General features: G+C 67.5%; 21 protein-coding genes. 15 read left to right on the forward strand and 6 right to left on the reverse strand.

The genetic code is table 11. The annotated features are described in order from the left end of the window. The first annotated feature begins 128 nt into the window (after positions 1 to 128). The 3 genes from ACYQ26_RS16920 (at position 129) to ACYQ26_RS16930 (ending at position 4,466) form a co-directional block, all read left to right on the forward strand. The gene (locus ACYQ26_RS16920) at positions 129 to 2,384 is read left to right on the forward strand and encodes an NADP-dependent malic enzyme (RefSeq protein ID WP_459810059.1); all 2,256 of its coding nucleotides are present in this window, start codon (positions 129 to 131) and stop codon (positions 2,382 to 2,384) included. Positions 2,385 to 2,538: 154 nt separating this feature from the next. Further along, complete coding sequence (locus tag ACYQ26_RS16925) at positions 2,539 to 3,969, forward strand: outer membrane protein assembly factor BamB family protein (protein WP_459810060.1); 1,431 nt, start codon at positions 2,539 to 2,541, stop codon at positions 3,967 to 3,969. A 122-nt stretch (positions 3,970 to 4,091) separates the two neighbouring features. Then, positions 4,092 to 4,466, forward strand: a complete 375-nt coding sequence (locus ACYQ26_RS16930) for a 30S ribosomal protein S8e (protein ID WP_459810061.1) — start codon at positions 4,092 to 4,094, stop codon at positions 4,464 to 4,466. Between the two features lie 114 nt (positions 4,467 to 4,580). On the opposite strand, the gene ACYQ26_RS16935 is transcribed toward ACYQ26_RS16930, so the two are convergent. Next, on the reverse strand, positions 4,581 to 5,576 hold the full coding sequence (locus ACYQ26_RS16935) for a PhoU domain-containing protein (protein ID WP_459810062.1): 996 nt from the start codon (positions 5,574 to 5,576) through the stop codon (positions 4,581 to 4,583). 619 nt (positions 5,577 to 6,195) lie between these two features. On the opposite strand from ACYQ26_RS16935, the gene ACYQ26_RS16940 reads away from it, so the two are divergent. From ACYQ26_RS16940 to phoU, 6 genes are all read left to right on the forward strand, one after another. Then, the gene (locus tag ACYQ26_RS16940) at positions 6,196 to 7,203 is read left to right on the forward strand and encodes a phosphate ABC transporter substrate-binding protein PstS family protein (protein WP_459810063.1); all 1,008 of its coding nucleotides are present in this window, start codon (positions 6,196 to 6,198) and stop codon (positions 7,201 to 7,203) included. Positions 7,204 to 7,252: 49 nt separating this feature from the next. Next, positions 7,253 to 8,194, forward strand: a complete 942-nt coding sequence (gene pstC / locus ACYQ26_RS16945) for a phosphate ABC transporter permease subunit PstC (RefSeq protein WP_459810064.1) — start codon at positions 7,253 to 7,255, stop codon at positions 8,192 to 8,194. A gap of 34 nt (positions 8,195 to 8,228) precedes the next feature. Further along, positions 8,229 to 9,842, forward strand: a complete 1,614-nt coding sequence (gene pstA / locus ACYQ26_RS16950) for a phosphate ABC transporter permease PstA (protein ID WP_459810065.1) — start codon at positions 8,229 to 8,231, stop codon at positions 9,840 to 9,842. Positions 9,843 to 9,844: 2 nt separating this feature from the next. Next, positions 9,845 to 10,768 (forward strand): phosphate ABC transporter ATP-binding protein PstB, encoded by a 924-nt coding sequence (gene pstB, locus ACYQ26_RS16955; RefSeq protein ID WP_459810066.1) that lies wholly within the window; start codon positions 9,845 to 9,847, stop codon positions 10,766 to 10,768. 260 nt (positions 10,769 to 11,028) lie between these two features. Next, positions 11,029 to 12,867 (forward strand): sensor histidine kinase, encoded by a 1,839-nt coding sequence (locus ACYQ26_RS16960; RefSeq protein WP_459810067.1) that lies wholly within the window; start codon positions 11,029 to 11,031, stop codon positions 12,865 to 12,867. 140 nt (positions 12,868 to 13,007) lie between these two features. Further along, a complete protein-coding gene (gene phoU, locus ACYQ26_RS16965; RefSeq protein WP_459810068.1) occupies positions 13,008 to 13,679 on the forward strand; it encodes a phosphate signaling complex protein PhoU in 672 nt (223 codons plus the stop codon). 109 nt (positions 13,680 to 13,788) lie between these two features. On the opposite strand, the gene ACYQ26_RS16970 is transcribed toward phoU, so the two are convergent. Next, a complete protein-coding gene (locus ACYQ26_RS16970) occupies positions 13,789 to 14,427 on the reverse strand; it encodes a helix-turn-helix domain-containing protein (protein WP_459810069.1) in 639 nt (212 codons plus the stop codon). A gap of 142 nt (positions 14,428 to 14,569) precedes the next feature. Between ACYQ26_RS16970 and ACYQ26_RS16975 the strand changes: the two genes are divergently transcribed. Next, complete coding sequence (locus tag ACYQ26_RS16975; RefSeq protein ID WP_459810758.1) at positions 14,570 to 15,802, forward strand: mechanosensitive ion channel family protein; 1,233 nt, start codon at positions 14,570 to 14,572, stop codon at positions 15,800 to 15,802. Between the two features lie 137 nt (positions 15,803 to 15,939). On the opposite strand, the gene ACYQ26_RS16980 is transcribed toward ACYQ26_RS16975, so the two are convergent. Next, the gene (locus ACYQ26_RS16980; protein WP_459810070.1) at positions 15,940 to 16,797 is read right to left on the reverse strand and encodes a polymer-forming cytoskeletal protein; all 858 of its coding nucleotides are present in this window, start codon (positions 16,795 to 16,797) and stop codon (positions 15,940 to 15,942) included. A gap of 261 nt (positions 16,798 to 17,058) precedes the next feature. Here ACYQ26_RS16980 and ACYQ26_RS16985 point away from each other — a divergent pair, with 261 nt between their 5' ends. Next, positions 17,059 to 17,256 carry a DUF5800 family protein gene (locus ACYQ26_RS16985; RefSeq protein WP_013878228.1) on the forward strand — a complete coding sequence of 66 codons (198 nt, stop codon included), beginning with the start codon at positions 17,059 to 17,061 and terminating at the stop codon, positions 17,254 to 17,256. A 99-nt stretch (positions 17,257 to 17,355) separates the two neighbouring features. Here ACYQ26_RS16985 and ACYQ26_RS16990 read toward each other — a convergent pair whose 3' ends face one another. Beyond that, positions 17,356 to 17,862 (reverse strand): hypothetical protein, encoded by a 507-nt coding sequence (locus ACYQ26_RS16990; protein WP_459810071.1) that lies wholly within the window; start codon positions 17,860 to 17,862, stop codon positions 17,356 to 17,358. Between the two features lie 148 nt (positions 17,863 to 18,010). On the opposite strand from ACYQ26_RS16990, the gene ACYQ26_RS16995 reads away from it, so the two are divergent. Next, positions 18,011 to 18,814, forward strand: a complete 804-nt coding sequence (locus ACYQ26_RS16995; protein ID WP_459810072.1) for an SRPBCC family protein — start codon at positions 18,011 to 18,013, stop codon at positions 18,812 to 18,814. 58 nt (positions 18,815 to 18,872) lie between these two features. Here the strand turns inward: ACYQ26_RS16995 and ACYQ26_RS17000 are convergent, their stop codons facing one another. Next, the gene (locus tag ACYQ26_RS17000; protein WP_459810073.1) at positions 18,873 to 20,033 is read right to left on the reverse strand and encodes a saccharopine dehydrogenase family protein; all 1,161 of its coding nucleotides are present in this window, start codon (positions 20,031 to 20,033) and stop codon (positions 18,873 to 18,875) included. A gap of 78 nt (positions 20,034 to 20,111) precedes the next feature. Beyond that, positions 20,112 to 20,639 (reverse strand): DUF7097 family protein, encoded by a 528-nt coding sequence (locus ACYQ26_RS17005; RefSeq protein ID WP_459810074.1) that lies wholly within the window; start codon positions 20,637 to 20,639, stop codon positions 20,112 to 20,114. A 141-nt stretch (positions 20,640 to 20,780) separates the two neighbouring features. Here ACYQ26_RS17005 and ACYQ26_RS17010 point away from each other — a divergent pair, with 141 nt between their 5' ends. From ACYQ26_RS17010 to ACYQ26_RS17020, 3 genes are all read left to right on the forward strand, one after another. After that, complete coding sequence (locus tag ACYQ26_RS17010; protein WP_459810075.1) at positions 20,781 to 23,429, forward strand: methyl-accepting chemotaxis protein; 2,649 nt, start codon at positions 20,781 to 20,783, stop codon at positions 23,427 to 23,429. Positions 23,430 to 23,585: 156 nt separating this feature from the next. Continuing rightward, positions 23,586 to 26,270, forward strand: coding sequence for a methyl-accepting chemotaxis protein (locus ACYQ26_RS17015; RefSeq protein WP_459810076.1), 2,685 nt, complete (start codon positions 23,586 to 23,588; stop codon positions 26,268 to 26,270). Positions 26,271 to 26,370: 100 nt separating this feature from the next. Further along, on the forward strand, positions 26,371 to 26,730 hold the full coding sequence (locus tag ACYQ26_RS17020) for a DUF192 domain-containing protein (RefSeq protein ID WP_459810077.1): 360 nt from the start codon (positions 26,371 to 26,373) through the stop codon (positions 26,728 to 26,730). Positions 26,731 to 26,919: the final 189 nt, after the last annotated feature.

The raw sequence follows: 26,919 nt of genomic DNA on the forward strand, positions 1-26,919 counted from the left end.
CACGTCACTGGGGCGGCGCGTATAAAACGGTCGACTCCGCGAACCGGCCGTCGATCGCCCGAAGGTATCGACAAACGTCGAACCTACCCTCCACATTATTTTTATTGGTGGCCGTCGCTGTCGATGGTATGGGACTGGACGAGGACTCACTCGAGTACCACCGCACGGATCCGCCCGGCAAGATCGAGATTTCGACGACCAAGCCGACGAACACCCAGCGTGACCTCTCGCTGGCGTACTCGCCCGGCGTGGCCGCGCCCTGCCTCGAGATCGACGAAAACGAGAGCGAGGCCTACACGTACACCGCGAAGGGCAACCTCGTCGGCGTCGTCTCGAACGGGTCGGCCGTGCTCGGCCTGGGCGACATCGGCGCGCAGGCGTCGAAACCCGTCATGGAGGGGAAGGGCGTACTGTTCAAGCGCTTCGCCGACATCGACGTCTTCGACGTGGAACTCGACGAAGAGGACCCCCACAAGTTCGTCGAGGCGGTCAAGATGATGGAGCCGACCTTCGGCGGGATCAACCTGGAGGACATCAAGGCTCCCGAATGCTTCACGATCGAGGAACGGCTCCGCGAGGAGACGGACATCCCGATCTTCCACGACGACCAGCACGGCACCGCGATCATCTCCGGCGCCGCGCTCATCAACGCGGCCGACATCGCCGGGAAGGACCTCGAGGAGCTCGAGGTCGTCTTCTCCGGCGCCGGCGCGAGCGCCATCGCGACCGCTCGGTTCTACGTCTCGCTTGGCGTCCGGAAGGAGAACATCACGATGTGTGACTCCTCGGGGATCATCACCGCCGAACGCGCCGAGCGGGGCGACGTCAACGAGTACAAGCGGCAGTTCGCCCGCGACGTTCCCGAGGGCGGCCTCGCGGACGCGATGGAGGGCGCCGACGTGTTCGTCGGCCTCTCGGTCGGCGGCATCGTCTCGCAGGACATGGTCCGCTCGATGGCGGACAACCCCATCATCTTCGCGATGGCCAACCCCGATCCGGAGATCGGCTACGAGGAGGCCAAGGACGCCCGCGACGACACGGTCATCATGGCGACGGGCCGCTCCGATTACCCGAATCAGGTCAACAACGTCCTCGGGTTCCCCTTCATCTTCCGCGGCGCGCTGGACGTCCGCGCGACCGAGATCAACGAGGACATGAAGGTCGCTTGCGCCGAGGCGCTGGCCGAGCTCGCGCGCGAAGACGTCCCCGACGCCGTCGTCAAGGCCTACGGCGACGAACCGCTGCAGTACGGCCCCGACTACATCATCCCCAAGCCCGTCGACCCGCGGGTCCTGTTCCGCGTCGCGCCCTCGATCGCCGAGGCCGCGATGGAATCGGGCGCCGCGCGCACCGAACTCGACCTCGAGGAGTACGAGGAGGAACTCGAGGCCCGCCTCGGCAAGTCCCGCGAGATGATGCGCGTCGTCCTCAACAAGGCAAAGAGCGACCCCAAGACGGTCGCGCTCGCCGAGGGCGAGAACGAGAAGATGATCCGCGCGGCCTACCAGATCCAGGAGCAGGGGATCGCGGCGCCGATCCTCATCGGCGACGAGAGCGAGATCCGCTCGACGGCCGCGAACCTCGGGCTGGACTTCGATCCCCAGGTCGCCGATCCCTCGGTCGGCGACTACGAGGAGTACGCGGACCGGCTCCACGAACTCCGCCAGCGCAAGGGGATCACCCGCACCGAGGCCGGCGAACTCATCGAGAGCGACTCGAACTACTTCGGCAGCGTGATGGTCGAGCAGGGCGACGCCGACGCCCTGCTGACCGGGCTCTCCCACCACTACCCCTCGGCCCTGCGCCCGCCGCTGCAGGTCATCGGCACCGCCGAGGACGTCGATTACGCCGCCGGCGTCTACATGCTGACGTTCAAGAACCGCGTGATCTTCGTGGCCGACGCGACGGTCAACCAGAACCCCGACGAGGAGGTCCTCGCGGAGGTCACCAAGCAGACCGGCAAACTCGCCCGCCGGTTCAACATCGACCCGCGCGCGGCCCTGCTGTCGTACTCGAACTTCGGCAGCGTCGACAACGAGGGCACCCGCAAGCCCCGCCGCGCCGCGAGCATGCTGCAGGACGACCCCGAGGTCGACTTCCCGGTCGACGGGGAGATGCAGGCCGACACCGCCGTCGTCGAGGACATCCTCGAGGGCACCTACGGCTTCTCGGAGCTCGAGGAGCCGGCGAACGTGCTGGTCTTCCCGAACCTCGAGTCGGGCAACATCGGCTACAAGCTGCTCCAGCGGCTGGGCGGCGCCGACGCCATCGGCCCGATGCTGGTCGGGATGGACAAGCCGGTCCACGTCCTCCAGCGGGGCGACGAGGTCAAGGACATCGTGAACCTGGCGGGCGTGGCGGTCGTCGACGCCCAGCAAGAGTAGACGGATCGCAAACGACTCGAGGAGCGGTTTTCGATTTTCACGTCCGGGCAGCGGGACGATCGGTGCAGCCGGTTCGGCGGGCACAGCGTCCTCGAACCCGACGAACGGCGCGGATCCGAACCACTATAGGTGAACGATTCGTCGGTTCGACGCGATGGACGGAGACGGCGACGGGAGCAGCGTCGGAACCGACGAGGACGCCAGCGAGCGCAGCGCTACTGGGGGCCGACCGACGCGACGGCAACTCCTCGCGACCGTCGGCGCCGGCAGCATCGTCGGCTTCGCCGGCTGTGCGGCCGACTACGCCCGGTCGATCCCCGATTGCGGCCGGGCGACCGCCGACGCCGCGGGGCCGACCGTTCCCCGCCCCGTCGACGACGACGTCTCGATGTTCCGGCGCGGGCTGCGCCGGTACGGCTACTACCCCGAGGAGACGGTGCCGGACGACGTCACCGTCAACTGGGAGTTTCCGGTCAACCGGATCAGCCACACCGCGGCCAAGTCCACGCCGCGGCCGACTCCCGACGGCGAGACGATCCTCATCGCCAGCGATACCGGCCGGATCCACGCCGTGACGCCGGACGGCGAGCGCCGCTGGCTGCTCGAGACGGCCGCCGGGACGAGCCTCGGCTTCCACGGGACGCCCGCGATCGTCGGCGACACCGCCTACATCGGCGGCTACGACGGTGCGCTCTACGCCGTCGACATCGACGCCGGCGAGTTGCTCTGGCGGACCAGCACCCGCGATTTCGACGGCTCGATCGCCATCGGCTCGAGCCCCGCCTACATCGACGGGACGCTGTACGTCATGGCGGAGTACAGCGATCCGGACAGCGGTGCGCTGTGGGAGGTCGACGCCGCGACCGGGAACCCGACCTGGCACGACGACGACATCTGGGGGATGCCCCACCCGTCGCCGGCGATCGACTGCGACGCGGGCCGCCTCGTGTCGGGATCGAACGACGGCGTCGTCTACGCCTGGGAGTTCCCCTCGCTCGAGCGCGCCTGGACGTTTCAGGCCGACGTCGACGCCGGCCCGAACCTCGACGAGGAGGCGGACGGGCCGTTCTCCCTCGGCGCCCAGATCAAGGGCACGATTCCGGTCTACGACGGCGCCGCGTTCGCCGGGTCGTGGGACGGGCACTTCTACCGGCTCGACCTCGAGGACGGCAGCGAGGAGTGGTCGTTCGAGACGGGCGAGATCGTCATGTCGAACCCGGCGATCGATCCCGAGGCGGGGATCGTCTACGTCGGCAGCGCCGACCATCACGTCTACGCGCTCGAGGCCGACACCGGCGAGGAACTGTGGGCGGCGAACGTCGGCGGCAGCGTCATCGGCTCGATCACGGCCACCGCCGAGACGATCCTCGTCGGCTCCTACGACACCCACCTCTACGCGCTCGACCGCGACACCGGGGAGCGCCGCTGGCGCGTCGAAAACCGCGGACACGTCACGAGCGGGGCGATCCCCCGCGACGGCCGGATCTACTACGCCGAGCGGGGCGCCTTCTCGGGCTACTACGACGACGAGAAAACGGTGCTCGAGGCGCCCGGCCACGCGTACTGTCTGGTCGCCGACGAGTGACGGCGGCGGCGATATCCGATGCACGCTCGCCGGCGCTCGAGTCGCAGCCGTCGACCGGTCCAACCGCAGACCGGTCGGCCGGAAAGCGTGCATTCAAGTATTCGCCGGGACTTTTCCCGCGTATGCAAGACCAGGGACGCTCTACGCGCAAGCGCACCGGCGGTCGACTGAAGAACGTTCGCAAGCGCCGCAAGGACGAACTCGGGCGGCTGCCGACCGAAACGCAGGTCGGCGAGCCCCGCTTCCGGACCATCGACGTCCACGGCAACGGCACGAAGACTCGCGCGCTCGCTACAGACATTGCTAGCGTCAACAAGGGTGGCGAGACCGTCTCCGCCGAAATCGAGGACGTCGTCGAGAACGAAGCTAACCCCAACTACGTCCGCCGGAACATCATCACGAAAGGCGCCGTCATCGAAACCTCGGAGGGCCGCGCCCGCGTGACGTCCCGTCCCGGCCAGACCGGGCAGGTCAACGCCGTCCTGCTCGAGGAGTAACGACCCGACACTTTTCCGATAGCGATCCGCTCGCCTCGCGACGGATCGGTTCTCCGCTCCGATAGCGGACGCGACGGCGGTTCTCGAGGTCGATTGGACCTCGGTACTTTCGTATCAGGGCCGAGGCGCCGCCTTCTGCAGCGCCGTCTCGGCGACGTTCCCGCCGTAGTCGGCGCTGCGGGACAGCGAATCGACGATCAGCCCGAGCGACTGGGCCTGGACGGGGGCCAGGTCGCGGAGCATATCGTCGATCGTCCGCGTGTGCTCGTCGATCTCGAGGACGGCCTGGCGGGCCGCGTGGCCGAGTTCGTTCGCCTCGCCGGTGTCGTCGGCGAACAGCGCGTCCATCGACTTCTCGAGGATGTCCTCGACGTCCGCGTGCAGGTCCAGCAGGGCGTCCGCGACGTCCTCGGGAACGTCCTCGAGTTTGAGCGCGAGCTGGCTGATCTTGGCGGCGTGGTCGGCGATGCGCTCGAGCTGCCGGGCGCTAGAGTGGTAGTCGAAGCAGTCCTCGCGGGGAACCCCGAGTTCCTCGGCGGCCCGGGGCGAGCGCAGCGTCGCGCGGAAGATCCGCGAGACGACGAGCCACAGCCGGTCGACGTCGTCGTCGCGCTCGATGACGTCCAGGGCGATGTCGTCGTCGTTCTCGACCAGGGCGGTGACGGCGTCGGCGAGCATCGAGGTCGCGATCAGCCGCATGCGCGTGACGGCGTTGACGATCGACAGCTCCGAGGAATCGAGGAGGTCCTGGATAACGACGCTGTCGGTGGTCTCCTCCAGTACCTCGACGCCGACGAGACTCTGCGTAGCGTCCCGAATCGCGCGGCGCTGGTCGGTCGTGATCCGGCCCGCCTCGAGGCGGATGATGTCGAAGCCGCTGACGTACATCGTCATCACGGCTCGCGTCAGGCGTTCGCCCTCGAGATCGGAGACGTCGAGGGTGCCCTCCTGGCGTTCGCTCTCGCTTCGGGGAGTCAACAACAGCGAGTCGTCCTCGGGATAGAACTCGACGGTCGACCCGGAACTGACGCCGTTGGCGGTCGCCCAGTCCTTCGGTAACGAGACGGTGTAGGTCGACCCACCGGTCACCTGGACCTTGCGTGTCTCCATACCGAGTCGATTCGGCCGTATACCTATAAATCCACGCTCCTCTATAGTTCTCGAGAGACGCCGCTTACTGGTTGTAACCCCGACTGACCGGCCTCTCGCGCTGATCGAACGCTCGTTTCGCTCTCGAGTCTGCGATCGAACGGCGGGATATGTAGTCCGAGCGGCGAAACCCGCGATCGGCTCGATCGAAGCCGCACTCGGCGAGACGGACCGATCGTTCGCTCCAGTTCCGTTCGAGCGGAGGCGGTCGAACGCGTGGCGCGGGGAACGTGCGTCGGTCCGACGTTCCGACCGGGTTTCGATCGGCGCCGGCGTCGCGTCGGGTTGCGTTTTCGCGTCGCGGTTACGTCCGCATCGACCCCGTCCGTCCGTATCGTCGACGGCTCAATGACCCGTTCACCATATAGTTTCCTAATATCTATAGTCGTGTTCTCGTACACGGGCCTACGTACTCATATGTACGAATTATCGGATTCGGGACCACCGATAGAAGGCCCCAGGTGCCGGAAAAACGCACCTTGGGCCGAATTAGCCAGGTAACTCCCGACTACGTCTGTATGGGTAGATCTATATAGCTAACATAGCATCGTATTTCTATATACGGTCAAAGGTTCACCTGATGGCTGATACCCAGACGGATCGTTCGGTCCGATCGGTTTCTCGACGGAAGGTTCTGGCGGCGACGGGTTCGATTGGGGCGCTCTCCCTCGCCGGCTGTACCGAAAACAACGCCAGCGGGAACGGGTCCGACGGAAACAGTTCCAGCGGAAACGGCAATGGCGGAAGCGGACGGGTCGTCGTCACGGGAAGTAGCACGGTGTTCCCCGTCTCGGACACGATGGCCGAGAAGTTCATGGAGGAGAACGGCGGCGTGAACGTCACCACCAACCCGACCGGGACCGGCGGCGGGTTCAGCAACAACTTCTGTCCCGGCGACTCCGACATCAACGGCGCGTCGCGGCCGATTCAGGAGGCTGAAGTGAGCGCCTGTAACGAAAACGGGGTTGAACCGATCGAGTTCCAGATCGGCGCCGACGCGGTCACGATGGCCGTCCACAACGATTCGCCGGTCGACTGCGTCACTTACGACGAACTCGCCCAGATCTGGTCCGAAAACGGCGCCGAAACGTGGTCCGACGTCAACTCCGACTGGCCCGACGAGGAGATCGTCCGCTACGGACCGCCCTCGACGTCCGGCACGTTCGACTGGTTCAGAAACAACGTGATCGGCGACAGCGGGAACCACGTCACCCAGTACCAACAGACCGAAAACGACAACGAACTCGTTCAGGGGATCTCCTCGACCGAAAACGCGATCGGTTACTTCGGCTACGCGTACTACCGCGAGAACGAGGACCAGCTCAAAGCCCTCGAGATCAAGGAAAGCGAGGACGGCGAGTGCACCGCACCCAGTCTCGAGGCGGCCAGCGAGGGCACGTACCCGATGGCGCGACCGCTGTACATCTACGTCAGCAAGCAGTCGCTCGAGCGGGAGCCGGTCTACAACTTCGTTAAGTTCTACATCGAGCAGTCGGGGACCGACACCGTCTCTAACGTCGGCTACGTCCCGGCCAGCGACGAGCAGGTTCAGGAGAACCTCGAGAAGCTCGAGAGCGCGGTAAACTGAGGCGGTCAAATCGAACGATTCACGATGGCAGTTCAACAACCACCCAACGATGAGTGAGCGATCAGTAGACGTCGATCTGACGCGGCCGTCGTCGGGTCAAGTCGTCAAAGAACGTATCTACAAGTGGCTGCTGTTCGCTTGTGCCGCGTTAACCGTGTTCGTGACGGTCAGTATCATCGTCACGCTCACGCGGGACGCGCTCAAGTTCTTCCAGATGGTCCCGGCCGCGGAGTTCTTCACGGAAACCGAGTGGTTCGTCCGCGGCGACGGGGGGAACTTCGGCGTCTGGCCGCTCGTGAGCGCGACGATGGTCATCACCGTCGTCTCGGCGATGGTCGCCGTTCCGATCGGCGTCGCGGCGGCCGTCTACCTCAGCGAGTACGCGAGCGAACGAATGCGGTCGGTGCTCAAACCGGCGCTCGAGATCCTGGCGGGGATTCCGACGGTCGTCTACGGCTATCTCGCGCTGGTCTATCTGACGCCCGCGCTGCAGGCGATCGGGATCCCGGTCAGCACGTTCAACCTGCTGAGCGCCTCCATCATGGTCGGCATCATGATCATCCCGATGGTGTCGTCCCTCTCCGAGGACGCGATGAGTTCGGTCCCGGACTCGCTCCGACAGGCCGGCTACGGGATGGGTGCGACGAAGTACGAGGTGTCGACCGGCATCGTGATTCCGGCCGCCGTCTCGGGCATCTTCTCGTCGTTCATCCTCGCGCTCTCGCGGGCGATCGGCGAGACCATGATCGTCGTGATGGCCGCCGGCCTGCGGCCGCGGATGTTCGACTTCTCGAACCCGCTGAACAACCTGCTCAATTCGGGACAGCCGATGACCGCAGGGATGGTAAACGCCGTGACGAGCGACGCGACCGGCGGCTCGGCGACGTACCTCAGCATGTTCGCGCTCGGGCTGACGCTGTTCGTGATCACGTTCTCGATGAACCTCGCGAGCGACTACGTCGCAGCACGATACCAGGAGGAGTACCAATGATCGCGACCGACGAACCGACGGAGGTGTACCGATAATGGCGACCGATCAGCGTACCCCCGAGTGGTACGGCACGGACGAGGCCGTCAGCCGCATTCGCGGCCAGGCGTTCAAATCCCTCTGTCTGGGCGCCACCCTGGTGGCCCTGCTTTCCGTCTTCGTGCTCCTCCTGTACGTCGCGAACGACGCTTTCAGACCGTTCTCGGCCGACACCGGCTGGCTGCTCACCTTCGCCGCGACGGTCCTACTTCCGGTGCTGGGCGCGACGGGCTACTACTACGCCCGCGATACGAGGGCCGGCGAGACCGCGGCCATCGCGCTCGGGCTCCCCGTCGTCTCGCTGCTGCTCGCCGGCGGCGTGTTCATCACGTTCGAACACATCGTCAGCGTCTATCGGTGGCTCTCGATCCTCGTCGCCCTCGCCCTCGCCGGCGCGGTCGTCTACGCCCACAGCCGCGTTCGAACGGAAGCGAGCCTCGAGCGACTCCTCGTGCTGGTCGCGGTGCCGGCCGTCGCGCTCGCTCTGGTCCCCGATATCATCCTCTCGCTGCCCGTTCTGCCGACCGAGGGGATCGCGTTGCTTGCCTCGTTCGTCGCGCCGATCGCGGTCGTCGTCGGCTGGTTCGTGCGCAGACAGCGCGAGAACGACCGCGACGGGGCTATCGCGGCGGGCCTGACGCTGGTCGCCGCGGGGGCCGGACTGGGGATCGCCCCGCTCGTCGGCCTCAGCACGGTCGTGTGGATGCTGCTGGTCGTCGTCGCCGCCGTCCCCGTCGGCCTCTATGTCGAAAGCGTCGTTCGCCGCGGCGTCGGCACGACCGGACTCGCGTTCCCGGTCATCGTCGTCGGCGGGATCGTCGCCGGCGTCCTCCTCACGGACGCGCTCGGCTTCGCCGGTCCCGACCCGTGGCTCGACTGGGGCTTCCTCACGAGCACTCCGTCGCGAACGCCCGAAGACGCCGGCTTCTACCCGCCGCTGGTCGGCTCGGTGATGATGCTGCTGGTCATCGTCGTCTCCGCGTTCCCGGTCGGGGTCGGCGCCGCCGTCTACCTCGAGGAGTACGCTCCCGAAAACGGGCGCTGGGGGCGGCTCGTCGATCTGATCGAAGTCAACATCGGGAACCTCGCCGGCGTTCCGTCGGTCGTCTACGGCATCCTCGGGCTCGCGCTGTTTATTCGGCAGGGCGGGCTCGGCTCCGGGACGGCCCTCGTCGGCGGGTTCACCGTCGGGCTGCTGATCCTCCCGATCGTCATCATCTCCTCGCAGGAGGCGATCAGTGCCGTCCCGGACTCGATGCGACAGGCGTCCTACGGGATGGGCGCGACCCGGTGGCAGACGGTCCGGAACGTCGTCCTCCCGGAGGCGTTGCCCGGCATCATGACCGGCAACATCCTCGCGATGGGGCGGGCGATCGGCGAAACGGCGCCGCTGCTTATCATCGGCGCACCGGCGGTGGTTCGGATCGCGCCGGACGCCTTCACCGACAAGTTCAGCGCCATGCCGCGACAGATCTACACCTGGTCGAGCGAGATCGATCCCGCGTTCCAGCACGGCGTCCTCGCGGCCGGCGTCATGACGCTGCTGGTCGTCCTCCTGCTGATGAACGGTGCTGCCATCATCATCCGTAACAAGTATCAACGCCGAGACTGACCATGACACAAGATCAAATGAGCGACCCGGACAGCCGCACTGACAGCCAACCGACAGACGAGGGGAACGAGGGACTCGCGAGTAACGACATCGGGGCCTCCGACCCGACGACCGACCCCCTCGTGGACTCGTCGATCGACGTCGACGAGAGCGCGGCTCCGTCCGGGGGCGAGAGTCGAACCGTGATCGAGTCGGAGGATCTCGACGTCTTCTACGACGACGTCCAGGCCCTTCGATCGATCGACATCGAGATCCCCGCCAAGCAGGTCACGGCGATCATCGGCCCGTCCGGCTGCGGGAAATCGACCTTCCTCCGGTGTATCAACCGGATGAACGACCTCGTCGACGCCGCGCGGGTCGAGGGCGAACTCCGCTTCGAGGGGAAGAACGTCTACGACGACGACGTCGATCCCGTCGCCCTGCGGCGCAAGATCGGCATGGTGTTCCAGCACCCGAACCCGTTCCCCAAGAGCATCTACGACAACGTCACCTACGGACTCGAGGTACAGGGGATCGACGCCGATTACGACGAAGTCGTCGAAAAGGCGCTCCGACGCGCCGCGCTCTGGGACGAAGTGAAAGATCAACTCGACTCGAGCGGGCTGGACCTCTCGGGCGGGCAGCAACAGCGGCTCTGTATCGCCCGCGCCATCGCGCCGGACCCGGAAGTGATCCTGATGGACGAGCCGGCCTCGGCGCTTGACCCGGTCGCGACCTCGAAGATCGAGGACCTCATCGAGGACCTCGCCGAGGAGTACACGGTCATCATCGTCACGCACAACATGCAGCAGGCCGCCCGCATCTCCGACAAGACCGCCGTCTTCCTGACCGGCGGCGAACTCGTCGAGTACGACGACACGAACAAGATCTTCGAGAACCCCGAACACGACCGGGTCGAGGATTACATCACCGGGAAGTTCGGATAGCGGACCCGCCCGTTTTCTCCGGCATATCTCCGTCGTCGCGGCTCACATCGTGAGCGTCGTCCCTCGGCGTGCATTCGTCGCAACTCCGTTCCTGCGCTTTCCCCGTTTGACTGCTTCCCTTGCGTCCCGTCGTCGATCCGACCGTGTCGCCGAGCGCTTCGTATCCGAACGTAATTAGAATCGGTTATTCAGGTCAAATAATTATCAGAACAGCCACAAGTGTAATGATGATCTGATAACTACGGTCGAAGTACGCACGAATGAGGCTGGCTCACCGATACGCCGTCGCGTTTCTCCTCGTCCTTCTCGTATCGGGAGCCGTCCTCGCAGTGACGTTTACCGCCCACCGGACGGACGTCGCGGAGGGGGCGGAAGCGTCGGTCGAGCACCGCGCCGAACGCTCGGCGGCGGTGCTCGACGACCGAATTCGGTCCCACCGGCGGACGGTCGCCGTCGGCGCGACGAACCCGGTCCTCGCGGCGCACGGCACCCTCCAACAGCGACGCGCGCTCGAGGCGTTCGTCAACCAGTCGGCCTTCGAGGGGGCGTCGGTGGTCGACGAGAAGGGGCGCGTCCGGTGGCTCGTCACCGACCACGGCCAGTCGATGGACGTCATGCGAATGGACATCAGCGACAGGGAATACGTACAGCGAACGCTCGAGGGGGAGCAGTACGTCAGCGAGCCGTTCGTCGCCGAAACCGGCAACCGGGTCGTGGCGATCACCGCGCCGATCCGCGCGGACGGCGAGGTGGTCGGCGCGCTCACCGGAACCTATCACCTTCACGGGACCGATCTGTTCGAACCGCTACGCGACGAGCGCGGCGCGACCACGGTCGCGGCCAACGGCGAGACGCTGTTTTCGACGGTCGAGGAGATCTCCGAGAACGGACGCGGCAGCGGGAACGCGGGCGCGACCATCACCGCCGAGGCCGACCTCGAGACCGTCGACTGGACGGTGACCGAACACCGCGATCGGACCGCGATCGCGTGGCCGGTCACCCGCCTCGCGGCGATACAGGCCGTCTCTGGCGTGACGTTGCTCGGGTCGGTGATCGCGTTCGGCGTCTGGGTCTACCGCTCGCAGGTGCGCCGGATCGGCCGCCTCCTCGAGCGCGTTCGCGCGCTCGAGCGCCGGGAGTACGACGCCGGGCCGTCGATCAGCGGCGCCGCCGAGTGGCGCCGGATCGACGACGCGCTGGCCCGCCTCGGCGCGAGCCTCGGGCGGCGCGAGCAGATGCTCCTCGTGCTCAACCGCATCCTGCGGCACAACCTGCGGAACACGCTCAACGTCGTCATCGGACGCGCGAGCGACCTCGAGTCGTCGCTCGACGGCGACGACCGGGAGGCGGCGGCGGAGATCCGGCGGACGACGCGGGACCTGCTCGAGCTCGCGGAGCGGGCGCGAACGACCGAGGAGTTGCTCGATCCGGTCGGGGAGGAGGGCGACGGCGGGACCGACGCCGCGGACGCGGCCCCGCGAACAGATGTCGCGACGCTCGTCCGCGAGCGAGTCGCGGGATTTGCGGCCGGCGCAGACGAAGCCGACCCCGGCCGGTCGCTCGAGGACGTCACCGTCAGCGGGCCGGATCGGGCGGTCGCGGCCTGCGGGGACGAGATCGCGCTGGCGATCGACGAACTGTTCGCGAACGTCGTCGATCACGCCGGGGCGTCGCCGACCGTCGCGGTGACGGTCGACATCGACGTCGAAACCGACCAGGTTCTGGTCATCGTCGCCGACGACGGCCCGGGCATTCCGGCAGACGAGGTGTCGGTCATCACCGGCGAGCGAGCGATCTCGCAGGTCAACCACACCGGCGGCATCGGACTGTGGCTGGTCGACTGGATCTGCAGCCGGTACGGCGGTCGACTCGTCATTCCGCGCGGGACGGCGGCGACCGACGGTCGCGGTCCCGATTCGGGCTCCGGTCCCGACGCCGACCGGACCGCGAACGAAAACCGGAGCGAGCCCGGCGCCGCGGACGCCGGTCGCGACGCGATCGGCGGCGGATTGCAGGGGGCGACGGTGGTGCTCGAACTGCCGCTCGCCGCCGGAGACGCGGCGGATCGGCGCGGCGGGTCGGTCCCGGCGGGGGACTGACGCAGAGCCCTCGAGACGGTTCCGGAACCTGCGACCGCCGACCCAGCTCGACCGCCGGCTCGCCTTCAGACCAGCTCGCCCACCTCGCCCGCCGGAGTCGGCCTACAACCTTTATCAGTGACGCCCGTCGTGTCTCCGGTATGGCTCGGAAATCGTATCAGGAGCAACTCGCGGAACTCCGCGAGGATATCCTCTATATGAGCGAAGTCGTCATGGAGCGACTTCGCATGGGACTCGACGCGCTCGAGCAGAAAGACAAGGACCTCGCTCGGGAGGTCATCGAGGGCGACGGCGAGATCAACCGGATGTACCTCGACCTCGAGCAGGACTGCATCGACCTGCTGGCGCTCCAGCAGCCCGTCGCGAGCGACCTGCGCTTTATCGCGGCGTCGTTCAAGATCACGACGGACTTGGAGCGGATCGCCGACCTCGCGGTCAACCTCGGCGAGTACACCCTCGAGGCCGAGGAGAACCTGTTCCCCGACGTCGACGTCCAGGAGATGGGCGAGATGACCCTCGACATGATCGAGGAGGCGATGATGGCCTACGACACCGAGAACACCGACAGCTGTCGGGAGCTGGCTGCCCGCGACGACGAACTCGATCAGTTCGCCGAGCGGGCCAGCGAGATCGTCGTCCGCGACCTCATCGAGCGCGAACTCGAGGAGCCGGACGAGGTCGAACGCCTCCTGCAGGACGTCTCGCGGCTCCTGCTGACGATTCGGGACCTCGAGCGCGTCGGCGACCACGCGGTCAACATCGCCGCGCGGACGCTGTACATGGTCGAGAACGACGACGAACTGATTTACTGACTACGGTCGTCGCGGATCCTCGCAGGGTATCACAGATCGTCGCGGAGCAATCGGGCGCGTCGGAACGGACGCCTCGAGCGGAGAGCGCGGCCGCATCGCCGCACAGTCGTCAGCCGCCGTCGTCGGCTAACGTGTTCTCGAGCAGGTTCGCCTGCCCGCGACGGAGTCGCGCGGAGAGGGCCTGATCGGTGATGTCAAACGCCGTCGCGAGTTCGGCGAGCGTCGTCTCCCGCGGCACGGTGAAATAGCCCGCCGAGAGCGCGGTCCGAAGCGCCTCGCGCTGGGGTTCGGTGACGCCGTATGGATCGTCGTCGGGGTCCCGTTCGGGGTAGAGCCGCCGGAGGCGGACGTCGACGCTCCGCTCGAAACAGCGCTCGCGGTAGGCCGAGAGCGCGTCCCGGGACGGGGCGCGGGCTCGAACGACCGTCTCGTCGGCGACGACGAACTCGAGGATCGCGACGTCGTGGTCGGCGGCGACCGAGTAGACGAGCCGCGATGCCGCGTCGTCGGTCACCCCGACGCTGTACAGTCGTCGTGCAGCCGTCTTCTCGAGCGCCGCGTAGCGGCGAACGCTCGCGTCCGCCTCGAGTGCCGCCTCGAACGCGTCGGCGTCGTCGGTGACCGCCCGCAGGAGCAGCGTCGACTCCTCGGATTCGACCCCCGCCTCCTCGAGGCGGAGTTTTCGGGCCGCTCGCGCCGCTCCCCGCAGGACGGGCGTGTGCAGTTCGAATTCGGCGATGAGCGCCACCGATGAGGCTACGCGCTCGAGCACAATCATTGTTAGTGATTATATAACGTAGTTCGTCGTCCGCCGCCCGCTGACCCGTCCGGCGACCGCGGCCACCAGTCAGATATGCCGGCCGTCCGTACGGTCGGGACGATTGTCGACAGTGATCGGGTACGTGGAGACGGTGCAGGCGGCGCTCGAGGCGATTACTTCGACCGAGGGACGGCTCGCGGTCAGCGCCGGCGTGGTCGGGCTCGCGATCGCGGTCGGGTTCGTCGTCGCGCCGACGGTCGTCCGCCGGACGGTGGAGTACGTTGGCCGGCGGCTCCGCGAGAGCGAGGCCGGCGGCGTCCTCGAGACGATCGACGAGGTGACCGACGTGCCGTTCCCGATGCGGGCGGCGATCAGATCGCTACAGGGGATCGTCCTCGCGACGGCCGGCCTGCTCCTGCTCGTCGTCTGGGGGTACGCGGACCTCGCGGTGGACGCGCTCGCGGCGGTCGAGCGCACGGGTCCGTACGTCGTCCGTCTCGTTTTGACCGTCGGGCTGTTGGCCGGCGCGATCGTCGGCACCCGGTATCTCGAGCGGCGCCTGGAGGAGTGGCTCGCGGACGCGACCTACGTCACGGCCCACCAGGAGGGGGTCGTCTTCCGCGTGCTGCAGGTGACGATCTTCCTGGCGGCCGGGCTGGCCGCGCTCTCGCTGTGGCCGATCGACCTCGGCGGCCTGCTGGTCGGGGCCGGCTTCCTCGGCATCGTCGTCGGGATGGCCGCCCGCCAGACGCTCGGGTCGCTCATCGCCGGCTTCGTACTGATGTTCGCTCGGCCGTTTGAAATCGGCGACTGGGTCCAGATCGGCGACAGGGAGGGGACGGTCGTCGACATCACGATCATCAACACGCGCCTGCGGAGCTTCGACGGCGAGATCATCGTCCTGCCGAACGACCACGTCTCGAGCAGTACCGTCGTCAACCGCAGCAAGCGCGACCGACTGCGGCTGCGCCTCGAGATCGGCGTCGACTACGAGACGGACCTCGAGCGGGCCGAAGACGTCGCGCTCGAGGCGATCGAGAGCGTCGACGACGTCGCTCCAGCGCCCAAGCCGCAGATCGTGCCGACCGAGTTCGGCGACTCGGCGATCGCGCTCGAGTGTCGGTTCTGGATCCGCCGGCCGAACGCACACAAGAAGTGGACGACGCTGCGGTCGGTCGTCCACGAACTCAAAGCGGCTTACGAGCGCGAGGGCATCGACATCCCGTATCCCCAGCGGGAACTCAGCGCGCGGTCGGAGGGCGGGTTTCGGATTCCCGACGCCGCCGGTGCGCCGCGGGGCGATGCGGCGCCAGCCGACGGCGCCGGCGACGAACTCAGGTATTCCGAGTCCGACCGCAAGTAACCGCGGTCACGTACCGGACGCTGTCGCTCACGCGGTCCGAGCAGTGGTCGAGAATCGAGTCTACCGCGGATCGTCCTCGAGTTGCGGGTCACGGGATCGAGGGCCGAATCAGATACCGATCGAACGGCGAACCGACGCTACTCCTGCTCGCGTTCGGTCGTCCCCATCGTGATCTCGCCGTCGGCGCGAATCGTGCCGTCGATCTCGGCGCCGGGCTCGAGGGTGAGGTCCCGACAGGAGACGTCCCCGAGGATGCGGGCGTCCTCGTCGATGACGACATCGCCGTCGCGTGTGGTGAGGTCGCCGTGGATCCGCGTTCCCCGGCCGACCGAGACGTCGCCGCGGGCGCGGAGGCTCCCGAAGATGTTGCAGTCGGCGCCGACGTCGATGGTTTCGGCGCGGACGTTCCCGTGGAGGCGACAGTCGTCGCCGATCGTCGCGGGCGTCGAGACTCGCCAGGCGTCGTCGCCGACCGTCGCGTTCCGGGGGATCACCAGCGGCTCCGCGTCCGGCTCGTCGTCCTCCTCGTCGACGAGCTCTGAGACGAGCTGCTGGGCGGTGTCCTCCTCGCCGATGAGCAGGAGGTGCTTGAGGTAGACGAACAGGAAGACGATCGTCGGCATCGGGTTCCGGATGACGATCCAGCCGTTGGCCTCGAACCCCTCCTCGATGTCGACGTCGTCGCCGATGTCCAGGTCGCCGGCGACTTTCAGCTTGCCGCCGATGTGGACCCGCTCGCCGATGTAGGCGTCCTGGCCGACCAGCACGTTCTCCGCGACGTCGCACCACATGTCGAGTCGGCAGTCGCCCTCGGCCTCGATGTCGCCGCCGAACGCGACGCCCTCGCCGGCGATGACGTTGCGACCGCGCACGCCGAACTCGACGGTCGCCCGACTGCCGACGAGGACGTCACCGTCGGTCTCGAGGGCGACTTCCTTCGCTTCGGTGCCGTCGGGGACGACGAGTTCGTCTAGCGGATCCGTGCTGAATGCCACACTCGCATCCAATGTGACCCCCCGGTAATAAACCTCGTGCGTCGTCTGACGCGCGGCCGACTCCGGTCCGCGCGGTTACGGGTCGTCCCTCGAGCCGCCGCCTCCGTCGGGGGTCGGGGATCGGGGGGCAGGGTTGCCGGGACCGATCTCGGCGGCGCCGTCGTCGCCGTCCGTTTGCGTCCCCGTCCGCGATCCGTGTCGCGGTTTCAGCCGTCGATCACAGCCGACCCGTTTTTAGGAGCCCGTCTCCTACGAGCGGACATGACGACCCTCGCGTTCGACGACGACGGCGTCGACGTCGTGTATGAAGGCACCGAGTTCCGCCTCGAGCGGGAGCTGATCGAGGAGGCGACGGAGAAGTCCTACTACGACGTCACCGACCACGAAGTGCTGAAGATCGTCGCCGAGCAGCCGAATCTGCAGGGCGAACCGCGCCGCGTGGGCGATATCCTCGACTGAAGACGCCTCGAGCGCCGCCCGACGGCGGATGGTGGACCGGACGGTCGTAGTTGCGGCAGTCTCGCAAAATAATCCGAGTAGATGCGACGCCTCGCGGCGCTACCGGTCTTCGTCCTCGCCGCGTTCCTTCGTCACCGTTCGATCGCCGTGGGGCGGCGCGTCCTCGTTGTCCTCGTGGCGGTCTGCGCCCGCCTCGCCTTCGACCTGCGGCTGATCGGGTCTGGTCCGCCGGTCCGACGGCACGTCCGACGCGCCGACGCTTCGCGGCCCGCCCGTGTCCTCGTCCTGCTCGACCACCGGCTCGTCCGCGTCCCCGTCGCTCGCGTCCGTCCGCGTCCCCGTCGCTTCGTCGGTGCTCGACGACGAGCGACCGCCCTCGAGTCGCACGACCTCGTCGGTAATCGTGTCCACGGAGTCGGGCCCGATCGGGACCGTCTCGTCGCTGTTCAGGTTCCAGCCGGGTCCGGACTTGATCGACTCTATCGCGTCGTGATCCGGTTCGACGAGGGCGGTGCCGTCCTCGACGGACGAGACGACGCCGATCTTCGTCCCGCCGGCGTCCTCGACCGTCTTGCCCACGTCGTCCTCAGTGAAGGTAGCGCGCATACTCGTGGGTGGGCGCCCGCGGGGAAAGCCCCTGCTGCCTGCAGCAGCATCCCGCCCGTCGCGGGGGAGCCAACGTCGACGCCCCGCATTCGCAGCCCCAACCACCAATGCCGATGTTCGCTCGAGTACGTAGCGGAGCGGACAGGTCATGAGTTCGCACTCGCACGATCGACGGACGGGCGACGACGCACCGGACGCGACGACCGACGCGAACGGATCGGAATCGGACTCTCAGTCCCAAGGGACCGTGGGCCGCGGCGAGCGCATCGCCTCGGTCGCGCTGGGCGGCCTGCTCGTCGCGCGGGGCCTTCGGCGCCGATCGCTCGGCGGCGCGGCGACCGCGCTCGCCGGCGGGGGGCTGGTCTACCGCGGGATCACTGGACGGAGCCGACTCTACCGGCTGCTCGAGTCGAGCGGCGTCGATACCGAACAACTGATGCCGCAGGCGGAGACCGAGACGGGACGACCGGCTGTCGATCGGTCCATTACGGTCGGCGAGTCCGCCGACGAGCTCGCGGACTACTGGCGCGATCCGGACCGGTTGAGCCGAATCGTCGGCGAGTTCGCCGAAATTTCCGAACCGGCCGCCGGAGACGGCCACCGCTGGCGGGTGCAGGGCCCCCTCGATCGGACCTACGAGTGGGAAACCCGGCTCGTCGAGGACGACGACGATCGGCTGCGCTGGGAGGCCCGCGAGGGCGCGCCGGTGACTCACGAGTACGCGGTCTCGTTCGAGCCGGAGCCGGGCGGCCGGGGCACGATCGTCACGCTCGAGGTCGAGTACGAGCCGCCAGGAGGAGCCGTCGGCGACGCGGCGATGGAGCGACTCGGCTTCGCCCCGGAGATCGTCGCCGGGCGGATACTGGGTCGGTTCAAGAGCCTGGCGGAAACGGGCGAGATCCCGACGACCGAGGACAGCGTCTCCGCACGGGGGCGCGGGGATCGGGTGTGACCCTGCGAGAGTCCATCGCTCGTCGCTCGCCACTCGTCCGCGTTCTCGTCCGACCGGCTCACGGCGCCGCCACGTCGACCGCCGGGACTTCCGATTCGGGTTTCGATTCGTCGAAGAACCCCTCAACCCCCTCGAGGTCCAGCACGAACTCCGGCCCGAACGCGCCGGCCGGCGTCCGGAACCCGTCGTCGGCGTCGCCCTCGAGAACCCGTTCGGTCGCCGCCAGCGCGGCGTCGACGGTCACGACGTAGGCGTCCGGGGTTTGCAGCCGGGAGACGACGCGTTCGGTCGGCTCACCGTCGTCGCCGGACTCGCCCTCATTGCCGTCGCCCTCGACGCGCGCTTCGCCCCAGACGTACGCCGAGCCGCGCTTTCGCGACCACGAGGCCGGTCCCTCGCGAACCAGCCCCGCGAGCCACTTCAGACTCTCGCGGACGGGCGTCGGCTCGAGCAGCGGCGCCAGATAGCGGTGTGCTTTCAGCGCGAAGCGGGCGGGCTGGGGCATGAGCGCGTAGACTTCGACGTTCGGTACGCCGGTCGTGTAGTGGGCCGTCGACACGTCGCCCATCGGCATCGTGACCGCGGGGCGCTCGCCGCGGCCGAAGTCGATCCGGCGGGTTCGCCACGCCGTCGGGACGTGCTCGAGGCGGCCGTCGCGGTAGACGGCCCCGCCGTCCTCGAGGCCCTCGATGACGGTCCTGACGGTGCCGATCGATGGCGGGCGCAGCGAGTCGACGCCCATCGCGAGCGCGTCGGCCTCGGGGAGTCGGTCGACGAGGTGGGCGGCCAGACAGTCCATCGGCACCGCGGAGAAGCCGGCGGCCGGTAACAGCGTGACGCCGGCCTCGGCCGCGTCGGCACCCCGCTCTCGGATCGATTCGATGACCGGAATCTCGCCCGTGATGTCCACGTAGTCGGTGCCGGTCCGAACGCAGCCCTCGACGAGCGGTCCAGCGGTGTTCGAGAACGGGCCGGCGCAGTTCAACACGCAGTCGGGGTCGGCCCGCTCGAGCGCCTCGGCGACGGTGTCGGGATCGTCGAGCGCGAACCGGTAGCCCGGGCGCTCGAGGTCGTCGACCTGCTCGCGGAGCCGTTCGGGGTCGCGGCCGGCGAGGAGAAGGTCGAAGTCGGCGTCGCCGTCGCTGAGACGGTCGATCGCGTCTCGGGCCACGAGGTTCCCGACGAATCCGTACGACCCGTAGAGGAGTACCGATGGCATGGGAACGGGTGGGACGGGCCGGCGGGTAAGCGATGACCCGGCGAGTGCCGCCCGTCGCGGTAGATCGCCACCGCTCGGTTACTCGTCGTCCCCGTACCGCTCCGCGGCCGACTCGAACCCTAACTCCGCCTGCTCGCGGCCGCGGCGCTGCTCGAGGGCCGCGATCGCGTCCGGATCGGGCGCGGCGTCGTCGGTGATCCGCGCCCACGAGTTGTGGACCTTGGCGTGGCACCACCGACAGAGGTAGATCGTGATCTCGTGGGACAGCGTCTCGCCGTCGCGATCGTAGGAGAGGTGGTGTTCCTCGAGCAGCGGTCGCTCGTCGTCGTGGGCCAGCCGCTTCTCCTCGAGGCCGCAGCGGACGCACTCCCGGTCGTGGTTGCGCGACCGGAAGTGGGGACAGTCGGCCCACGACTGGTCGGTTTCGGGGTCGACGACGGGACACTCGTAGTCGTCGGCGGCGCGCTCGCGGGCGAACTCGGGGTCGTGCTCGTAGTGGTCGAAGGCGTAGCGGCACTTCCCCTCGCCGGTGAGGTGATCGCAGACGCCCGCGAACTCGTAGGGATCGTCGACGCCGACCGACGTCCCGCGTGGCGTTTTTTCCATCCGTTCACCGCCCTCGTTCGGGCCGAAACCGCTTGAACCCTCGGACCCGCGTCGACCGGCGGTATGGTATCACTCGAACGGAGTCTCACTCGCGCTGGCAGAACGGCAACTTTTTTTGGCCCCTATCTCTCTGTTACCGCAATGTTCGAACGTATCCGACGGCTAGTTCCATCCGCAATCAGGCGGAGTTACGCGCTCAAGTTCGGAATCGCCCTGTTACTGCTCGGCGTTTCGATCGCCGCGATCGGCTTCGTCGGGACCGCACAGTTGACCGACAGCGTCGAAGCGAACGCGCTCGAGGAGCAGCAAACGGTCGCCCAGCAGGAGGCGACCACGATCGACAACTGGAACGAGCAAAACAGGCGTCGGACGTCGAGTTCGTCCAACACGCCCGTCGTCGAATCGGGTGACGTGGACGAGATCCAGTCGTACCTCTACGACCTCCAGCTCGATCTCTCGAGCCGCGTCGTGAACATCCACTACGTCGATCAGGAGAGCCACGAGCTCCTGGCGACGACGGCCGAAAACGCGACGACGCTCGAGGACGTCAACTTCCCCGACACCGCCCAGCTCGACGCCGAGCTGTCGGCCGTCGACGCGAAGCGAACGGAGGCCTACGCCGTCGGCGAGACGCCGGTCATCTCCTACTACATCAGCACCAGCGGATCGAGCGAGACGGCGATCGTCATGTCGTACGACCTCCGAGATCTGATGGCGGACTTCGGCGGCCCGGTCGACGACGACACGGTCACGCTCGCCGTCGATCAGGACGGTCGACTGGTCCTCGACGATACGTTCTCCGGGACGGGACAGGACGCGCTCCAGGACGATTACGTCGACGCGCGGTTCCTGCGGGAGTACGCGGACGACGACGGCTTCCTCGCGCAGGCCCTCGGGAGCGACGACCCGACCCGCACCGGCGCGATGACGTTCGATAATCAGCCGAGCGAAACCGTCCGAATGGAGCCGTACGGGCTCGCGTCCGACGGTTACGTCGCCGCGTACCACGGAACCGAAATGGGACTGACCGTCCTGCGGCACACGTCGACCGACGACGCGTACGGCTTCGTGAACACGGTCAACCAGTACGGGATGATGGCGACCCTCGCCGGCCTCCTGCTGGTCGGGTGCATCGGCGCGGTGCTCGGTCGCAACACCTCGCGATCGATCGATCGACTCACCGAAAAGGTCGCCGAGATGGAGGACGGGAATCTCGACGTCGACTTCTCGACGGCCCGAATCGACAACATCGGCCGCCTCTACGACGGCTTCGGATCGATGCGCGACGAGTTGAAGGCTCAGATCGAGGACGCCGAATCGGCGAGGGCCGAGGCCGAGCAGGAGCGCGAGCGGGTCCAGCGGATGAACACCCACCTCGAGGCGAAAGCCGACGAGTACAGCGACGTGATGCGAAACGCCGCCGACGGCGATCTCACCGTCCGAATGGATCCCGAGAGCGAGAACGAGGCCCTGACGGCGATCGGCGAGGAGTTCAACGCCATGCTGGCCGATCTCGAGGCGACCGTCGCCGGCCTGAACCAGTTCGCGACGGAGGTCGCGACCGCCTCCGAGGAGGTGACCGCCTCGAGCGAGGAGGTCCAGCGGGCGAGCCAGGAGGTCAGCGAGTCGATCCAGGAGATCTCCGACGGCGCCGACCGACAGCACCAGTCGCTACAGTCGATCGACTCGGAGATGAACACGCTATCGACGACGACCGAGGAGATCGCCGCCTCCTCGAACGACGTCGCCGACGTCGCCGAGCGAACCGCCACCACCGGCCGGGACGGCCGCGAAACCGCCGAAACCGCCATCGACGCCTTCGACGACCTCGAAGCGGAGTACGAGGACGTCGTCGCCGAGTTCGAGGAACTTCGAGCCCAAATCGACCAGATCGAGGATCTGACCGACACGATCGCGGAGATCGCCGACCAGACGAACATGCTCGCGCTCAACGCCAACATCGAGGCCTCGCGCTCGGCCGACGGCGCCGACGCCGAAGGGTTCAGCGCGGTCGCCGCCGAGGTCAAAGAGCTTTCGGCGGACACGAAGGACGCGGCCGCCGAGATCGACGAGCGTCTCGAGGCACTGCAGAGCCAGACCGAGGAGTCGTCGGCAGTCGTCGACCGGACCAGCGAGGAGATCGAGCGGGTCAACGATCTCGTGACCGACGTGGTCGCAGCGCTGGACGACATCGCCGAGTACGCGGCTGAGACCAACGACGGCGTTCAGGAGATCTCCTCGGCCACCGAGGAGCAGGCGGCGGCCACCCAGGAAGTCGTCGCGATGGTCGACGAAGTTGCGACGATCTCCGAGGAGACGACTGCCGAGGCCCAGACCGTCGCCGCGGCCGCCGAGGAACAGACCAGCTCCATGCAGGAAGTTTCCGCGTCGGCCGACCAGTTGAGCCAGCAGGCGACCCAGCTCTCGAGCGCGCTCGCTCGGTTCGAGACCGACGCTGCGAGTTCCGAGGCCGGGTTCGACCTCGACGGGAGTGACGACGACCGAGCGGCGACGGCGGCCGAGTCGACCGAAGCGGGCGCCGACGACGCCGAGGCCCCCGAAGCCGATTCGGACTCGCGTTCGGTCGCCGACGAACGGTCCGACGACGAGGCGAGCGAGGGCGAAGTGTTCGAATTCGCGGGCGACTCGAGCGACCGGTCGGACGCCGCGTCGACGCCGGACGCAGAGCGGGACGCGGACTCGGATCCGGATGCCGAGCCGAACCGGAACGACGTGAGCGGTGACGACGAGACCCCGCCGACGGACGCGCAATCCGACTCCACCCGGTAAGCATCGGCCGGGTGGCGCTCGCCGCCTCCCGACCGCTCGATCGGCCGGCCCGTCCCGCCGACCGCTCGCGATCGTCGCGCGACCGCCGGATTCTCATTCTTGAGAACTGGTTCGATTACCAATATATCTATTATCGATTAGCGACGTGACGTGTGTATGATTGGACCGATACGGCGGGTAATTCCGTCGTTCGTACGGCGGCGGTACGCGCTCAAGTTCGGTATCGCGCTGCTCGTCCTCGGGCTCTCCGTCGGGGCGATGGGGCTCGTCGCGACGGGGGCGCTCACCGACAGCGTCGAGGACTCCGTCCTCGAGGATCACGAATCGACCGCGCGCCAGGAGGCGGCGGCGATCGACGATTGGATCGCGGAACACGAGCGGCTCGCCTCGTCGACGGCGCAGGCGCGGGTCGTCCAGAACGGCGACGCCGAGGGGGTCAGCGACTACCTGCTCGATCTGCGCGGCGAGTTACCGGAGGAAGCGGTGCACGTTCTCTACGTCGATCGGACGACTGGAGACGTCATCGCCGATACCGGCAGCGACGTCGGGATCGAGAACGTGGACCAGATGAACTTCCCCGACGAGGAGCGTCTCGCCGGGGACATCTCCCCGGGCGAGGTTCACCGAACCGCGCCCTACGCGCTGTTCGGCGGCAGCGAAACGGACCGCAGCGAACGGCCGACTCTCTCCTACTACGTCGCGACCGGCGAGGACCGCGCGCTCGTCTACTCGGTCGACCTCTCGGAACGCGTGCTCTACAGTTCCTCGAGCGTCGTGACGGTCGTCGACGGTGACGGTCGGATCGTCGGCGACGGCTCCTTCCTGGGGTACAACGTCGGCGAACCGGTCTTCCTCGAACCCTACGGCGACGAGTCGCTCCTCGAGACCGCGGCGAACGAGGGGACGGGCGCCACCGTGATCGATCGGGCGCCGAGCGAGACGTTGCAGGGTGCGCCTTACGACTTCGCGCCCGACGGCTACGTCGCCGGCTACGCGACGACCGACGCCGGCTGGACCGTCCTGGTCCACACGTCCGAGGCGGACGCCTTCGGCTTCGTCAACGCCGTCAACCGGTACGGGATCGGCGTGACCGCCGGCGTCGTCCTGCTGATCGGACTGGTCGGCGCGGTGCTCGGTCGCAACACCTCGCGATCGATCGACCGCCTGCGGTCCAAGGTCACCGCGATGGAGGAGGGCGATCTGGCCGTCGACCTCGAGACGAAGCGGATCGACAGCATCGGCCAGCTCTACGACGGCTTCGACTCGATGCGGGTCGCGCTTCGCGACCAGATCGAAGACGCCGAAGCTGCCCGCGAGGAGGCCGAGCAGGAGCGCGAGCGCGTCCAGCGGATGAACACCCACCTCGAGGCGAAGGCCGACGAGTACAGCGACGTGATGCGAAACGCCGCCGACGGCGACCTCACCGTCCGAATGGACCCCGAGAGCGAGAACGAGGCCCTGACCGCGATCGGCGAGGAGTTCAACGCCATGCTCGCGGACATCGAAGCGACCGTCGCCGACCTGAACCGATTCGCCACGGAGGTCGCGACCGCCTCCGAGGAGGTGACCGCCTCGAGCGAGGAGGTCCAGCGGGCCAGTCGGGAGGTCAGCGAGTCGATTCAGGAGATCTCCGACGGCGCCGACCGACAACACCAGTCGCTACAGTCGATCGACTCGGAGATGAACACGCTGTCGACGACGACCGAGGAGATCGCCGCCTCCTCGAACGACGTCGCCGACGTCGCCGAGCGGACCGCCACTACCGGCCGCGACGGCCGCGAAACCGCCGAAACCGCCATCGACGCCTTCGACGATCTCGAGGCCGAGTACGAGGACGTCGTCGCCGAGTTCGAACAGCTGCGCGAGCAGATCGATCAGATCGAAGACCTGACCGACACGATCGCGGAGATCGCCGACCAGACGAACATGCTCGCGCTCAACGCCAACATCGAGGCCTCACGATCCGCTGATGGCGCCGACGCTGAAGGGTTCAGCGCGGTCGCCGCCGAGGTGAAGGAACTCTCCGCGGACACGAAGGACGCCGCCGCCAAGATCGACGAGCGCCTCGAGGCGCTGCAGAGCCAGACCGAGGAGTCGTCGGCAGTCGTCGACCGGACCAGTGAGGAGATCGAGCGGGTCAACGATCTCGTGACCGACGTGGTCGCGGCGCTGGACGACATCGCCGAGTACGCGGCCGAGACCAACGACGGCGTCCAGGAGATCTCCTCGGCCACCGAGGAGCAGGCCGCGGCCACCCAGGAAGTCGTCGCGATGGTCGACGAAGTTGCGACGATCTCCGAGGAGACGACCGCCGAGGCCCAGACCGTCGCCGCGGCCGCCGAGGAACAGACCAGTTCCATGCAGGAGGTCTCCGCGTCGGCTGACCAGTTGAGCCAGCAGGCGACCCAGCTCTCCGGCGCGCTCGCTCGATTCGAGACCGACGTCGAGGGCGATGGCCTTGAGTTTGACCGCGAGGGTGCCGGCGCCGCCGAAACCGGTGCGGGCGTCGACGCGAGTTTCGACGCCGACCTCGAGGCCGATACCGATGCCGACGGGGCGGCCGCCTCCGAGACGGCGGACGCGCCGATTACGGACGCCGAATCGGCGGACAACGAGAGCGACGCCGACCCGGATCCGCTCGCGTTCGTCGAGCGAACGGACGACGCCGAACCGGAACCCGACGACGCCGAGACCGATGACGCCACTGGCGAGACGTTCGAGTTCGAGGGACCGACCTCGAGCGCGGATGCGGACGAGGGCGCGGACTCGAGTTCGGACGCGGACGAAGCGCCCGAGGAAGCCGACGCGGACGACGAGACGCGAAACGCCGCGAACGAGTAAGCGGTCGCCGCTCCGCGGTCGCGGACCGCGGGGAGCGTCGGATCGGTCCGCCGCCTCGCGGGCGTGACATTTTTGATGGCTCCATGCCGAGTGGCCGGCAGTGCAGCTCGTTCACAGGCCCGAGAACGGTTCGTCGACGGTTCTCGCGACGACGGTCGATTTCGCGGACTCGGTGTTAAGCCAACTGCGGGGGCTCATGTTCCGCCGCTCGATTCCCGACGACTACGCGCTCGCGTTTCGGTTCGAGTCGGTCGAGACCCAGGACGTCCACATGCTGTTCGTCTTCTTCCCGATCGACGTCGTCTGGCTCGTCGACGGTACCGTCCAGCGCGTCGAGCGACTGCGGCCCTGGCTCGGCTTTGAGCGGGCCGAGGCCGACACGATCGTCGAACTCCCCGCCGGGGCCGCCGACGACGTCGAACCCGGCGACAGGCTCCTGCTGGTGGGCGACGACAGGTGACCGGTCTCTCCGGTCCTTCGCCGCGGCCATGTCGCAGCGCCACGCGCCACGTGTCACGAGACACCACCGCACGGAACCGGCGGCTTTAAGACGCGGTGTTCCGATAGGACGAGATACAATGGCGCGAGATTCGTTCTCAACGCCGGACGAGGATAGAGGAAGTCGGGGCAACCCGGCTGGGCGTGAAAT

This window comes from Halopiger thermotolerans, assembly GCF_054654555.1.

Excerpts from the sequence above, each read along its gene's own strand:
- ACYQ26_RS17000 (WP_459810073.1), bottom strand. The coding sequence starts at position 20,033 with ATGCCATCGGTACTCCTCTACGGGTCGTACGGATTCGTCGGGAACCTC.
- ACYQ26_RS17015 (WP_459810076.1), top strand. The coding sequence starts at position 23,586 with ATGATTGGACCGATACGGCGGGTAATTCCGTCGTTCGTACGGCGGCGG.
- ACYQ26_RS16930 (WP_459810061.1), top strand. The coding sequence starts at position 4,092 with ATGCAAGACCAGGGACGCTCTACGCGCAAGCGCACCGGCGGTCGACTG.
- ACYQ26_RS16995 (WP_459810072.1), top strand. The coding sequence starts at position 18,011 with ATGAGTTCGCACTCGCACGATCGACGGACGGGCGACGACGCACCGGAC.
- ACYQ26_RS16940 (WP_459810063.1), top strand. The coding sequence starts at position 6,196 with ATGGCTGATACCCAGACGGATCGTTCGGTCCGATCGGTTTCTCGACGG.
- ACYQ26_RS17005 (WP_459810074.1), bottom strand. The coding sequence starts at position 20,639 with ATGGAAAAAACGCCACGCGGGACGTCGGTCGGCGTCGACGATCCCTAC.
- pstC (WP_459810064.1), top strand. The coding sequence starts at position 7,253 with ATGAGTGAGCGATCAGTAGACGTCGATCTGACGCGGCCGTCGTCGGGT.
- phoU (WP_459810068.1), top strand. The coding sequence starts at position 13,008 with ATGGCTCGGAAATCGTATCAGGAGCAACTCGCGGAACTCCGCGAGGAT.
- ACYQ26_RS16935 (WP_459810062.1), bottom strand. The coding sequence starts at position 5,576 with ATGGAGACACGCAAGGTCCAGGTGACCGGTGGGTCGACCTACACCGTC.
- pstA (WP_459810065.1), top strand. The coding sequence starts at position 8,229 with ATGGCGACCGATCAGCGTACCCCCGAGTGGTACGGCACGGACGAGGCC.
- pstB (WP_459810066.1), top strand. The coding sequence starts at position 9,845 with ATGACACAAGATCAAATGAGCGACCCGGACAGCCGCACTGACAGCCAA.
- ACYQ26_RS16925 (WP_459810060.1), top strand. The coding sequence starts at position 2,539 with ATGGACGGAGACGGCGACGGGAGCAGCGTCGGAACCGACGAGGACGCC.
- ACYQ26_RS16920 (WP_459810059.1), top strand. The coding sequence starts at position 129 with ATGGGACTGGACGAGGACTCACTCGAGTACCACCGCACGGATCCGCCC.
- ACYQ26_RS16985 (WP_013878228.1), top strand. The coding sequence starts at position 17,059 with ATGACGACCCTCGCGTTCGACGACGACGGCGTCGACGTCGTGTATGAA.
- ACYQ26_RS16990 (WP_459810071.1), bottom strand. The coding sequence starts at position 17,862 with ATGCGCGCTACCTTCACTGAGGACGACGTGGGCAAGACGGTCGAGGAC.
- ACYQ26_RS17010 (WP_459810075.1), top strand. The coding sequence starts at position 20,781 with ATGTTCGAACGTATCCGACGGCTAGTTCCATCCGCAATCAGGCGGAGT.
- ACYQ26_RS16960 (WP_459810067.1), top strand. The coding sequence starts at position 11,029 with ATGAGGCTGGCTCACCGATACGCCGTCGCGTTTCTCCTCGTCCTTCTC.